General features: G+C 69.0%; 15 protein-coding genes. 4 read left to right on the forward strand and 11 right to left on the reverse strand.

The window, feature by feature from the left end; all coding sequences use genetic code 11:
* The first annotated feature begins 51 nt into the window (after positions 1-51).
* Complete coding sequence (locus J8M50_RS29635; protein WP_010351850.1) at positions 52-2,457, forward strand: MMPL family transporter; 2,406 nt, start codon at positions 52-54, stop codon at positions 2,455-2,457.
* On the opposite strand, the gene J8M50_RS29640 is transcribed toward J8M50_RS29635, so the two are convergent.
* The 5 genes from J8M50_RS29640 to J8M50_RS29660 form a co-directional block, all read right to left on the reverse strand.
* A complete protein-coding gene (locus J8M50_RS29640) occupies positions 2,454-3,065 on the reverse strand; it encodes a Uma2 family endonuclease (protein ID WP_010351851.1) in 612 nt (203 codons plus the stop codon). The genes J8M50_RS29635 and J8M50_RS29640 overlap by 4 nt on opposite strands.
* A gap of 88 nt (positions 3,066-3,153) precedes the next feature.
* Positions 3,154-3,891, reverse strand: a complete 738-nt coding sequence (locus tag J8M50_RS29645; protein WP_010351852.1) for a TetR/AcrR family transcriptional regulator — start codon at positions 3,889-3,891, stop codon at positions 3,154-3,156.
* A gap of 10 nt (positions 3,892-3,901) precedes the next feature.
* Entirely contained in the window at positions 3,902-4,387 is a 486-nt protein-coding gene (locus J8M50_RS29650; protein ID WP_010351853.1) for a thiol-disulfide oxidoreductase DCC family protein, read from the reverse strand.
* Positions 4,384-4,797 (reverse strand): hypothetical protein, encoded by a 414-nt coding sequence (locus J8M50_RS29655; RefSeq protein ID WP_010351854.1) that lies wholly within the window; start codon positions 4,795-4,797, stop codon positions 4,384-4,386. The genes J8M50_RS29650 and J8M50_RS29655 overlap by 4 nt, the downstream gene beginning before the upstream one ends.
* Positions 4,798-4,890: 93 nt before the next feature.
* Complete coding sequence (locus J8M50_RS29660; RefSeq protein ID WP_010351855.1) at positions 4,891-5,298, reverse strand: VOC family protein; 408 nt, start codon at positions 5,296-5,298, stop codon at positions 4,891-4,893.
* A 290-nt stretch (positions 5,299-5,588) separates the two neighbouring features.
* On the opposite strand from J8M50_RS29660, the gene J8M50_RS29665 reads away from it, so the two are divergent.
* The 3 genes from J8M50_RS29665 (at position 5,589) to J8M50_RS29675 (ending at position 7,293) form a co-directional block, all read left to right on the forward strand.
* Positions 5,589-6,128, forward strand: a complete 540-nt coding sequence (locus tag J8M50_RS29665) for a TM2 domain-containing protein (protein ID WP_029183597.1) — start codon at positions 5,589-5,591, stop codon at positions 6,126-6,128.
* A gap of 214 nt (positions 6,129-6,342) precedes the next feature.
* Entirely contained in the window at positions 6,343-6,789 is a 447-nt protein-coding gene (locus tag J8M50_RS29670) for a DUF2752 domain-containing protein (protein WP_010351857.1), read from the forward strand.
* Between the two features lie 234 nt (positions 6,790-7,023).
* Entirely contained in the window at positions 7,024-7,293 is a 270-nt protein-coding gene (locus tag J8M50_RS29675; protein WP_010351858.1) for a TM2 domain-containing protein, read from the forward strand.
* A gap of 60 nt (positions 7,294-7,353) precedes the next feature.
* Here J8M50_RS29675 and J8M50_RS29680 read toward each other — a convergent pair whose 3' ends face one another.
* The 6 genes from J8M50_RS29680 to J8M50_RS29705 form a co-directional block, all read right to left on the reverse strand.
* Positions 7,354-8,061, reverse strand: coding sequence for a LamG-like jellyroll fold domain-containing protein (locus tag J8M50_RS29680; RefSeq protein ID WP_010351859.1), 708 nt, complete (start codon positions 8,059-8,061; stop codon positions 7,354-7,356).
* Between the two features lie 124 nt (positions 8,062-8,185).
* Positions 8,186-8,950 carry a succinate dehydrogenase iron-sulfur subunit gene (locus J8M50_RS29685; protein ID WP_010351860.1) on the reverse strand — a complete coding sequence of 255 codons (765 nt, stop codon included), beginning with the start codon at positions 8,948-8,950 and terminating at the stop codon, positions 8,186-8,188.
* Complete coding sequence (gene sdhA, locus J8M50_RS29690; protein WP_010351861.1) at positions 8,950-10,704, reverse strand: succinate dehydrogenase flavoprotein subunit; 1,755 nt, start codon at positions 10,702-10,704, stop codon at positions 8,950-8,952. Before sdhA ends, J8M50_RS29685 begins: the two co-directional genes overlap by 1 nt.
* 19 nt (positions 10,705-10,723) lie before the next feature.
* Entirely contained in the window at positions 10,724-11,206 is a 483-nt protein-coding gene (locus tag J8M50_RS29695; protein WP_010351862.1) for a succinate dehydrogenase hydrophobic membrane anchor subunit, read from the reverse strand.
* Between the two features lie 5 nt (positions 11,207-11,211).
* Positions 11,212-11,592, reverse strand: a complete 381-nt coding sequence (gene sdhC / locus J8M50_RS29700) for a succinate dehydrogenase, cytochrome b556 subunit (protein ID WP_010351863.1) — start codon at positions 11,590-11,592, stop codon at positions 11,212-11,214.
* Positions 11,593-11,840: 248 nt separating this feature from the next.
* Positions 11,841-12,383 (reverse strand): 2-oxo-4-hydroxy-4-carboxy-5-ureidoimidazoline decarboxylase, encoded by a 543-nt coding sequence (locus J8M50_RS29705; protein ID WP_370516612.1) that lies wholly within the window; start codon positions 12,381-12,383, stop codon positions 11,841-11,843.
* Positions 12,384-12,420: the final 37 nt, after the last annotated feature.

Raw genomic sequence — 12,420 nt, forward strand, 5'->3', positions numbered from 1 at the left:
GGGGACCGACCGAACCGACCGACATGGAAAAGGAGTTGAAGCGTGGCGGCATTGGCACGCTGGTGCTATCGGCACCGGCTGGTGGTCCTGTTGCTGTGGGTGGGGGCACTGTTCGGCATGGGGTTCGCGGCGTCGGCCGCCGGAACCAACTACGCGAACGTCTTCTCGCTACCGGACACGGACTCCAAGAAGGCGTACGACCTGATGGAGAAGGCGTTCCCCGCACGCGCGGGCGACACCGACACCATCGTGTGGAAGACCGACAGCGGCAGCGTCCGCGACGACGCCGTACGGCAGCGGATCGAACCCGCGCTGAAGGAGATCGCGGGGCTGGACGGCGTCGGGGACGTCGCCGGGCCGTACGCGGGCGCGGGCGGGGCGGCGCAGATCAGCCGCGACGGGAAGATCGCCTACGCGCAGGTGACGTTCACCAAGCAGGCCAACGAAGTACCCAAGGACATCATCCAGAAGGTCGTGGACACCGCTCAGGAGGCCCGGCAGGACGGCCTGAAGGTCGAGCTGGGGGGACAGGCGATCCTGCGCGTCCAGGAGCCGCCCACGGGCCTCGCCGAGATGGTCGGGCTCGCCGCGGCGGCGATCGTGCTGTTCCTCGCGTTCGGCTCGTTCTTCGCGATGCTCCTGCCGATCGCCATCGCGATCTTCGGCGTCGGCATGGGCCTGTTCGGCACGCAGCTCCTCAGCCACACCACCGACATCCCCGACCTGGCGCCCCTGCTGGCCTCCCTGATCGGCCTCGGCGTCGGCATCGACTACGCGCTGTTCATCGTCACCCGGCACCGCAAGGGCGTCCTGCGCGGGCTCGACCCCGAGGAGTCGGCGGTCACCGCGCTCAACACCTCCGGGCGCGCGGTGCTGTTCGCGGGCGGCACCGTCTGCATCGCCCTCGCCGGGATGCTCGTCACCAACCTGCGCTTCCTCGACGGCGTCGTCATCGGTACGTCCCTGACGGTCGTCCTCAGCGTCCTCGCCGCGACGACGCTGCTGCCCGCGCTCCTCGGGTTCCTCGGGCAGCGGGTGCTCAGCCGCAAGCAGCGGCGCCGGCTCGCCGCCTCCGGGCCCGAGCCGGAGACGACGAGCGGGCCCGCCGCGCGCTGGTCCGGGCAGGTCCAGCGGCGGCCCCGGTCCATCGCGGCGCTCGCCCTCGCCGTCATGGTCGTCCTCGCGCTGCCGGTGCTGTCGCTGCGGCTCGGCACGACCGACCAGGGCAACAACGACACGACCACGACGACCCGCCAGGCGTACGACCTCCTCGCGGAGGGCTTCGGGCCCGGGTTCAACGGGCCGCTCCAGGTCGTCGCCGACGGCGGGGACACGGCCGCGCTGGTGCGGGGCATCGAGGCGACCGAGGGGGTCGCGCGGGTCGCCGCGCTGCCGCCGTCCGCCGGTGTCACCGTCGTCCAGGTCGTGCCGACCACCTCTCCGCAGTCCCGGGAGACCGACGACCTCATCGACACCCTGCGCGATCGCGTCATCCCGCAGGCGGGCGCGCAGGCGCACGTCGGGGGTGTCACGGCCGTCTCCAAGGACTTCGCGACCGTCACCGGCGACCGGCTGCCGCTGTTCGTCGCGACGATCATCGGGCTCGGGTTCCTGTTGCTCCTGGTGGCGTTCAGATCGCTGGTTGTGCCGCTGACGGCGGCCCTCATGAACCTCATCGCCGCGGCGGCCTCGTTCGGCGTCCTGGTGGCGATCTTCCAGTGGGGCTGGGGGCTTGAGCTGCTCGGCCTCGGCAAGGAGGGGCCCATCAACGCCTTCCTGCCGGTCATCATGCTGTCCCTGCTGTTCGGGCTCTCCATGGACTACCAGGTCTTCCTCGTCAGCCGTATGCACGAGGAGTGGGTCCACACCCGCGACAACGCGCGCGCGGTACGCGTCGGCCTCGCGGAGACGTCCCGCGTCATCAACTCCGCCGCGCTGATCATGGTGTGCGTGTTCCTCGCGTTCGTCCTGAGCGGGGACTCCGGGGCGGCGATGGCGGGCGTCGGGCTCGCGGTCGCGGTCGCCCTGGACGCGTTCATCCTGCGCACGGCGCTGGTCCCGGCGGCGATGCACCTCTTGGGTACGTCGAACTGGTGGCTTCCGGCGTGGCTGGAGAAGCGGCTGCCGCACTTGGCGGTGGAGCCCCAGGAAGAGGCGTCGCCCGTCGCTTCCGACGGCCCCGCCTCCGCGGTCCACGGCTTCGTCCGCGACCCGGAGGGAGCCCCGGTCGCCGACGCCGCGGTCACCCTCCTCTCCTCAGGAGGAGGCCGTCAGCTCGACCACGTGGTCACCCTCGCGGACGGCTCCTACATCCTGTCGGTCCCGACCCCGGGCACGTACCTCCTGGCGGTCACCGCACCCGCGTACGGCTCGTCCGCACGGCACGTGAACGTGGGGGAGGGGCCGGTGGTGCAGGACGTGGAGCTGCGGGAGGGGGAGGTGGACGCGGTCAGTTAGCCCTTGGGCTGCCCGTACTTGATGATCTGGGCCACGTCGAGAGTCACTTCGGCGCCGATCGAGTCGGGCAGCGTGACCGTCTCGCCGGGGGCGTGTACGCGGTGGCTGCCGTACTCGTCCCCGGAGGGCTCGGTCAGGACGTGGAGCCGCTGGTGCTTGCGGTCGACGACGACGTACACGGGCACCTTGGCCTCGGCGTAGGCGCGGACCTTGGTCTTGAGGTCGTCCCTCCAGTTCCCGGAGGTGACCTCCAGGACGAGGCGGAAGCAGACCGGGTCGTACGCGTTCTTCTCGATGAGGTGATCGTCGATGTCGGCGTCCACGATCACCAGATCCGGGATGACGTAGTCCTCGGCGGCGTTGGGCAGCCAGAGGCCCATGCCCTGGTGAACCTCCGAGTCACCGTCGTCCAGTCCGGCTGCGATGAACGGACGCATCAGCTTGGTCAGCGTGCGTGAGTGACCAGAGTCCGGTGAGGGGGTCACGAGGAGATGGCCTCCAATGATCTCGACGCGATAGCCCGGATGACGTTCCATGATCTCGTCGGCAATGACCGCGAGGGAGAACGGCTCGTCGTCGAAAGGCTGCTCGACGGATGCTGCGGACATCACGTGCCTCCCATGGGCTGGTGTCGAGGGCATCATCGTAGACAGACGGCGTCCCCGATGTCCGAATGAGTTACTTGATCAAAAGTGATCATTTGTCGCTCCCCTTCGCTCCCGGGTCCGGCAGCATCCTCGTCATCCCCGGCAGGAAGTCCGTGAACAGTTCGTGTACCTCTCGCACCAGGGGGCGCAGGACGCGGAAGCGGGACAGGGCCACTCCGCGTGCGGTGAGGCGGGCTCCCCGTTCCGCCAGGCGGTAGCTGCGTTCTCTGTTCGGGGTGCGGTCGAAGATCCAGTAGAGGACCAGGCCCATCTGGGAGAGCCACATCAGCTCGGGGAGGACGTCCTTCAGGTCGTCCGCGACCTTGGTTTTTGTGGCGCCTCGCAGGATTTCCCGGTGGACCGAGATCGCCTCCTCGCGCGCGTGCTCCGATTCCGGGGAGAAGGGGCTCAAGGGGCTGTCGGGGTCCGCCGCGTTCTTGAAGAACTGGACCGCGAACTCGTGGTACGGCGTCGCCAGGTCGAGCCACAGGCGCAGGACCCCGGCGAGGCGGGCCTCGAAGTCGGTCTCGCGGGCGAGGAGGGGGCGGACGGCTGCGCGGTGCTCGGCGGCGAGGCGGTCGTAGAACCCCTGGATGAGATGTTCCTTGCCGGCGAAGTAGTAGTACGCGTTGCCGACGGAGACCCCCGCCTCCTGGGCGATGGCCCGCATGGTCGTCTTGTCGTACCCGCGCTCCTGGAAGAGCCGCATGGCGGTCTCCAGGATGAGCGCGCGGGTCTGCTCGGACTTGCTGGGAGCTGCGGCGGGGCTGTCGTTGTTCGCGGACACGGTCGCGAGCCTAACCAGTGGAGCAGGAGCCGCTGTCACAGGCGTACTCCCACCCGCGCGCGGGGTCGTAGGCCCACCCGTCGTCCCGCGCGTACGTGTCACCACCCCACCCGGCCTCCCGGAGCTTCGCCGCCGCGAGCAGCGCGCCCCGCGCGAGCCGCGCACCGGACGGCGTGCTGAGCCGGTGCGCGAGGGGCCGGTGCTCGCGCAGCGCCCACAGGACGACGACCCAGGCGTCGGCGCCCCGGTAGAGCTGGCCGCTGTCGCCGACGACGGTGATCTCGGTGAGCGTGAGCCCGTGGTCGAGGCCGGGGAAGAGGGCGTGGGCGGCGTCGGAGGCGGCCGGTACGAGGTCCAGCGGGACGAGTTTGGGCTGGCGGGCCAGCCAGGCGCTGAGCGTGCGGCACAGGCCGCACTCCGCGTCGTACAGGACGGTCAGCCGGCGGACCGGGACGCGCGCGGCGTCCCGGTCGGCGGCGACGGTCTCGCCGGTCATGCCTGGGCCGGCTTCGTCGGCGCGACCCACGCGCGCGGGGCGACCGGCGGCACGTCCTCGCGCTCCAGCATGCCCCGGCGCCGTATGCGGCTCAGGACGTACACGTTGCCCAGGTGCATCGCGCCGAGGACCAGCAGGACCACGCCGAGCTTCGTCGACAGGGCCTCGAAGATCTCGCGGGTGTTCGACAGGGCCTCGTCGCCGCTCAGGTAGAGGGCGACGAAGCCCAGGTTCACGAGGTAGAAGCCGACCACCAGGAGGTGGTTCACCGCGTCGGCGAGCTTCTCGTCGCCGCGCAGGACGTCCGCGAGGAAGATGCGGCCGTTGCGGCTGAGGGTCCGGGCGACCCAGATGGTCAGCGCGATGCTGACGGCCAGGTAGACGACGTAGGCGATGACCGTGCGGTCCATGTCCCCACCACTTTCTTGAACACGTTCAAAAGTCTGTCACGGGTGACTGTAGACCTGTTTTTGAACGTGTTCAACATGGATGGGCCCAGGGTTTCAGCGCCTCGCCAGCTCCGGGCGCTTCGTGTAGTCCGTGAAGCCGACGACGTTGCCCCAGGGGTCGGCGATCTCCACCGTCCAGCCCGTCGCGACGGACGCCGGTTTGTCGATCGCGGCGACCCCTGCCGCCGTCAGCCTGCGCGCGACCGCCCGGGCGTCCGGGACCTCCATCCACACGCGCGCGCAGCCCCACGGCGGGGGGCGGTGGGCCAGAGCCTCCTCCTCCCGCAGCAGGATGCCCGGCGTCTCCGGGCCCACCTTCAGCGACGCGATCCCGCCCTCGTCGAAGCGGAACCCCACCGCGAACCCGGCGCGCTCGTAGAACCCCACCGCCTCGGCGAGGTTCCCGACCGGCAGCAGCACGTTGTCGAACCCGAGCAGCTCGTACGACTCGTCATCAGACATAACGTCACAATAGGTGTATTGCTGGCTGGATCGGGTGATTGTCGGTGGTGGCGTCGGTGCTGGGGTAAGTGCCGGGTTCGGGAGGGGTGGGGCTGTGGTGTGGCGGGGTGCGGGTGGGGTGTTGCTGAGTGGTTGAGTGCGGATGCGTTGTGGAGGCGGGGGTGAGGGGGCGCCGTATCCCCCTCTGCCCATGAGATCCCCGTGTCGCCGTCACACATCCATGTGCTCCGGCGCAGAGAAGTCGGGCAAGATGGCGGCATCCGATTGTCAGACCTTGGGGGAGTACCACCGTGACGGAACAGCCGAAGCAGCCCTACGAGCCTCCGGGGTACGGGTACCCGAACAACAACCCCTACAGCCAGCCGCCGCCGCAGCAGCCGCAGCCGGGGTACGGGTACCAGCAGCCGCCGCAGGGCCAGGGGTACCCGCCGCCCCCTCAGGGACAGCCGGGGCCGGGCTATCCGCCTCCGCAGGGGCAGCCGGGGCCGGGTTACCCCCCGCCCCCGCAGGGCTATGGGTACCCCGGGGGCCAGATGCCGCCCGGCGCCGGTTACCAGCCGCCCGGCACCTACACCGGTGACCCGTACGCCCCTTACGGCTACGACGCCTACGGCCGCCCCTACTCCGACAAGTCGAAGATCGTCGCGGGGATCCTTCAGCTCTTCCTGGGCACCCTCGGCGTCGGCCGGTTCTATATCGGACACGTCGGCCTCGGGCTCGCCCAGCTCTTCACCTGCGGCGGCTTCGGCATCTGGGCCCTGATCGACGGCATCATCCTGCTGACCAGCGACAGCACGACGGACGGGCAGGGCCGGGTCCTCCGTGGCTGAAACGCCGCCCGCGCCGACCGGGGAGGCCCCTACGCCACCCAGGAAGGCGCGCGCGTCGTCCGAACGCGAGCCGCCTGAGGAGGCGCCCGCACTGTCGGGACGGGCGTCTACGGGGACCGGGGCTGCGTCCACGCCGAAACCCTCGGCGCCGGGATCGGCGTACACATCGACGCCCGCCTCCTGCGGACCGGCGTCCATGCCTCCTGAGCCCGCAGTGCTCGGGTCGGCGTCCGCGTCCAAGCCCCCCACCCCCGGGCCGGCGTACACCGTCAAGCTCGCCCCCCTCCTCCGGCACCCGGCGACAGCCCCCCTCGCGGTGCTTGTCGCCGGAGCCGCTGGGGCGGCGTATCTGTACGGGACCGATCCCCATCAACCCGGCCACCTCCTCCCCCAGTGCCCCTTCCGGCTCGTCACCGGGTTGTTGTGTCCCGCCTGTGGTGGCACCCGCATGGTGTACGACCTGATGCACGGCCGTCTCGGCGCGGCGTGGGTCGATAATCGGGTGCTTCTGCTTGCCTCGCCGTTCGCGCTCGCGTTGTTGGGGCGGTGGATGTGGGAGGGGGTGCGGGGGCGTCGGTGGAGGCCTCAAGTCAGTGGGCGTGTGCAGGTGTTGATTCTTGGGGTTGCCGTTGGGTGGGCTGTTGTCCGGAACCTTTGCTGACGCCACGCACCGTGGTGTGCGCGGGTTGAGCAGGGTGACCGAAGTGGCCGGAACCAGCCGTAAGTTGGCGCGAGTTTTGTCACGGTAAGGGAACGATCGTTCGACGGAGGTGCCGTACCGCGCCCGCCCCTGCCTACGCTCAGCGCTCACCCGGGGGGACGGCCGAGGCATGGGCTGACGTGCGCGCTCCCCGGTTCTCGCATCCCGAGCAGTTCCGTCAGGAGAGCAGTTCTTATGACCGTCCCCGTCCCCAACGCCGAGGCCCCTTACGGCTACGACCCGCAGGGCCGCCCGTACTCCGACAAGTCCAAGCTCGTCGCCGGCCTTCTCCAGATCTTCCTGGGCACCCTCGGCATCGGCCGCTTCTACGTCGGCAACGTCGGCGTCGGCATCGCCCAGCTCCTGACCTGCGGCGGCTTCGGCCTCTGGGCGCTGATCGACGGGATCATGTTCCTCGTCAGCAACGACCGCACGGACAAGCAGGGCCGCGTCCTGCGCGGCTGACCCCCCGCGGGGTTCACGGGTCCACCCCTGGGCTCCTCCCAGGGGTGGACCCCCACGGCTTCAGCAGCCGGTACGCCGCGGACCCACCGCGATGTCGGCCATCCGCACGTCGTACGACGACGGGCTCGGGTTCGCCTGGTACAGCTGCCAGCCGAGCTTCAGCTTGTCGAACGTCGGGAACACGAAGTCGTCGGCGGTCCCGCCGTGGTTCTTCGTCGACACGGTCAGGTCGGGGTTCTCGACCCCGTCGAAGTACACCGTGACCTTGTTGTCGGACGCGTCGAGGTGGAACTCCAGGCACTGCCAGACGCCCGCGGCGGCCGGCGCCGAGGTCCGCCAGTTCGTCCAGTCGCCGGTCACGCCCAGGTCCGAGCCGACGCCGTAGAAGTTGCCCTTGTCGGTCGGCGCGTACTGCCCGCCCAACGGCCGTACCAGCGTGGGCGAATCACTCCCGGACGCCTCCGCGAGCGTCCAGTGCGCCCAGTCGGGCGAGAGCGGAACGGCCCCCAGCTTCACCCGCGCGCGGGCCCAAAGACTATTCCCCGGAAGGTACTTGAGCGGCAGGACGACGAACGCCTTGCCGTTGCCCTCGGTGTGGAAGAGAAGTTCCTTGCCGGGACGCCCACTTGTGCTGGGCACCACCGTGATCGTGCTGCCGGCGGACGTCTCCGTCGTCCACGCGGGGGAGGCCGAGGCAGTGGGGGGTATCGCGAAGAGCACGGCGGTCAGGGCCAGTGAGGCCGTCGCCGCTTTTCTCAGGATTGCCATGCGCCAGAGTCTGGCTTGAACTCTCAAGTAGATCAAGGTGAGTTGAGACATCAAGCCAAGGCATCAAGCCGACGCGCAGGGCCCCGCTCCGGAGGAACGGGGCCCAGTACGACGTACCAAGAACCTAGAAGCGGCGCGTGATCAGCGCCCGCTTCACCTCCTGGATCGCCTTCGTGACCTCGATGCCGCGCGGGCAGGCGTCCGTGCAGTTGAACGTCGTGCGGCAACGCCACACGCCGTCACGGTCGTTGAGGATCTCGAGGCGCTGCTCGCCCGCCTCGTCGCGCGAGTCGAAGATGAAGCGGTGCGCGTTGACGATCGCCGCCGGGCCGAAGTACTGGCCGTCGTTCCAGAAGACCGGGCACGAGGACGTGCAGGCCGCGCAGAGGATGCACTTCGTCGTGTCGTCGAAGCGCTCGCGGTCCTCGGCCGTTTGGAGGCGCTCGCGGGTCGGTTCGTTCGTGTCCTTCGTGATGAGGAAGGGCATGACGTCGCGGTACGCCTGGAAGAACGGCTCCATGTCCACGACCAGGTCCTTCAGGACCGTGAGGCCCTTGATGGGCTCGATCGTGATCGGCTTGGCCGGGTTGATGTCCTTGATCAGGGTCTTGCAGGCCAGCCGGTTCTTGCCGTTGATCCGCATGGCGTCCGAACCGCAGATGCCGTGCGCGCAGGAGCGGCGGAACGTGAGCGTGCCGTCCAGGTCCCACTTGATCTTGTGGAGGCCGTCGAGGACGCGCTCCTTGGGGTCGATCTCCAGCAGGAAGTCTTCCCAGGTCGCCTCCGCCGAGACCTCCGGGTTGAACCGGCGGACGCGGAACGTGACGGTGATGAGGTGGTCCGAGGCCGCGGCCTCCGCCTCCACCTTGTCCAGAACGGGAGTTGCCATCAGTACTTACGCTCCATCGGCTGGTAGCGGGTCTGCACGACCGGCTTGTAGTCGAGACGAATCGAGTCCGTGCCGTCGTCGCCGACCTCGCGGTACGCCATGGTGTGGCGCATGAAGTTGACGTCGTCGCGGTTGGGGTAGTCCTCGCGGTAGTGACCGCCGCGCGACTCCTTGCGGGCCAGCGCGGACACGGCCATCACCTCGGCCAGGTCGAGCAGGTTGCCCAGCTCGATGGCCTCCAGGAGGTCCGTGTTGAACCGGCGGCCCTTGTCCTGCACCGAGACGTTCTTGTACCGCTCGCGCAGCTCGGCGATCTTCTCGACGGCCGTCTTGATCGTCTGCTCGGTCCGGAACACCATGACGTTCGCGTCCATGGTCTCCTGGAGCTCCTTGCGCAGCACCGCCACCCGCTCGGTGCCGGTCGCCGCACGCAGCTGCTCCACCTGGTCGACGACCAACTGCGCCGGGTTCTCCGGGAGTTCGACGAAGTCGGCGCCCTGCGAGTACTCGGCCGCCGCGATGCCGGCCCGCTTGCCGAACACGTTGATGTCCAGCAGCGAGTTGGTGCCGAGGCGGTTCGCGCCGTGCACGGAGACGCAGGCGACCTCGCCGGCGGCGTACAGACCCGGAACGACCGTGGTGTTGTCCGAGAGGACCTCACCCTGGACGTTCGTCGGGATGCCGCCCATCGCGTAGTGCGCGGTGGGCTGGATCGGGATCGGGTCCGTGTACGGCTCGATGCCGAGGTAGGTGCGCGCGAACTCCGTGATGTCCGGGAGCTTCGCGTCGAGCTGCTCCGGCGGGAGGTGCGTGAGGTCGAGGTAGACGTGGTCGCCCTCGGGACCGCAGCCGCGGCCCTCACGGATCTCCGTGTAGATGGAGCGCGAGACGACGTCACGGGACGCGAGGTCCTTCATGACCGGCGCGTACTTCTCCATGAAGCGCTCGCCGTCCTTGTTGCGCAGGATGCCGCCCTCACCGCGGGCGCCCTCCGTCAGCAGGATGCCCATGCGCCAGATGCCGGTCGGGTGGAACTGGAAGAACTCCATGTCCTCCAGCGGCAGCCCCCGGCGGTAGCAGGCGGCCTGCCCGTCACCGGTCAGGGTGTGCGCGTTGGACGTCACCTTGAAGAACTTGCCGGTGCCGCCGGACGCGTAGATCACGGCCTTCGCCTGGAAGACGTGGATCTCGCCGGTCGCCAGCTCGTACGCCACCACACCGGCCGACTTCTTGACGCCGTCGACCTCGGTGAGCAGCTGGTCGAGGACGTAGAACTCGTTGAAGAACTCCACGCCCTCCTTCACGCAGTTCTGGTACAGCGTCTGGAGGATCATGTGACCGGTGCGGTCGGCCGCGTAGCAGGAGCGGCGCACCGGCGCCTCGCCGTGGTTGCGGCTGTGCCCGCCGAAGCGGCGCTGGTCGATCGTCCCGTCGGGCGTCCGGTTGAACGGCAGCCCCATCTTCTCCAGGTCGAGGACGGCGTCGATGGCCTCCTTCGCCAGGATCTCGGCGGCGTCCTGGTCGACCAGGTAGTCACCGCCCTTGACCGTGTCGAAGGTGTGCCACTCCCAGTTGTCCTCCTCCACGTTCGCCAGCGCGGCGGCCATGCCGCCCTGCGCCGCGCCCGTGTGGGAGCGGGTCGGGTAGAGCTTCGTCAGCACGGCGGTGCGGCTGCGCTTCGTCGACTCGATGGCCGCGCGCATACCGGCGCCGCCCGCGCCGACGATGACGGTGTCGTACTTGTGGATCTTCATGTTGGTCGCAGCCCCGTGCCTAGCGGATGTTCGGGTCGAAGGTGAAGATCACCAGCGTGCCCAGCAGGATGGTGAACACCGTGGCGGTGTAGAGCAGGCCCTTGAGCCACAGCCGGGTGTTCGCGCGCTCCGCGTAGTCGTTGATGACCGTACGCAGGCCGTTCGCGCCGTGCAGCATCGCCAGCCACAGCATCAGCAGGTCCCAGACCTGCCAGAACGGGGACGCCCAGCGGCCCGCGACGAACGCGAAGCCGATCTTGGAGACGCCGCCGTCCAGCACGAGCTGGATCAGCAGGTGGCCGATGACCAGCACGACCAGGACGATGCCGGACAGGCGCATGAACAGCCACGCCGCCAGCTCGAAGTTGCCCCGCGTCGACTTCGGGGTCTTCTTCGTGCGCTTGCGCGGGGCCTCGATGTACGGGGCCGGGTTGTCGACGTCGTACAGCGAACCGCCCTCTACGGGGCCGATGCCGGACGCGGTGGTTTCGGTGGTGGCCATCGGTGTCAGCTCCCGAAGAGTTCGCGGGCCGCGTGGCCGAGGACGGGGTAGATCGCGCCGATCATCAGCACGACCCACAGGCCGACGACCGTCCAGAGCATCTGCTTCTGGTAGCGCGGGCCCTTCGACCAGAAGTCGACGGCGATGACGCGGAGGCCGTTGAGCGCGTGGAAGAGGATGGCGGCGACGAGGCCGTACTCAAGGCACGCGACGATCGGCGTCTTGTACGTGGCTACGACCTTGTCGTAGTCCTCGGGGGAGACACGCACGAGAGCGGTGTCGAGTACGTGGACAAACAGGAAGAAGAAGATGAGGACGCCGGTGACTCGATGAGCCACCCAGGACCACATTCCTTCCCGGCCGCGGTACAGCGTTCCAGCCGGCACGGAAGTCCCTCCGGGAGCGGGGTTCGGGGCCTGCCGGCTTGTGCTGTCGGTCGGCCCGGCCGGGTACGGTCCACCGGCCCCCAGCATGTTAGCTACGCAGTGGGGGCGGGTTTACGGCGGGCCTACCGGTGTGATCAAAGTGGCACGCGGATGGGTGAAGCTGTGGCGGCATCTGGGGTGGTGGGTGCTGTTATGTGCCGGGTGCGGGTTCGTTGTGGCTGGTCGCGCCCCGCGGCGGAGCCGCTATGTCACGGCCCCGCGCCCCTGACGGCGTTCACCAAACGTTGCTTTGCCAGCTTGCGGAGTTCTTCTGCTGCCAGCACCCGTTCGTCCTCCGGATCGTTCAGCAAACGTGACCGGATGGCTTCCAGGGTGTGATCGATGGTTTCGGCCATGATGACGAATGCGTGGCCGAATTTCGACTCGTATGCCGCGTGTGCGGCGCTCAGCGCCATGTGGGCCGCTACGTATGTCCCCGGCGGGAGTTGGGGCATTTTTTCCGCCGCCAGTGCTTCCGCCAAGTCGGCCCTCGTCAGGTCGTACGCCGCCTCGTCCGCCGCCGCCAAAAGTGCGTCGACCGTCGGGTACGGGCGGTGGGTTGCCACCCTTGCCGCCCAGGTTTCGCTGTGGAGGCAGGTGAGGAGGACTGTGTACGCCTCCGCCGGGGGCGCGGCGTTGAACGCTGTGAGGCGGGTGTGCGTAGGTGATGGTTGTTCGGGTAGGGCCGGTATGGCCACGCGGTGGGCGGGCAGCTGTGGTCCTCGTGTCACGGGGGGCTGGTGTGGCGTCACCGTATCGAGAGTGGTCGTGGTGTGTCCGACAGTTGCC

The sequence above is a fragment of the Streptomyces acidiscabies genome, from assembly GCF_020010905.1.
GTDB lineage: Bacteria > Actinomycetota > Actinomycetes > Streptomycetales > Streptomycetaceae > Streptomyces > Streptomyces acidiscabies.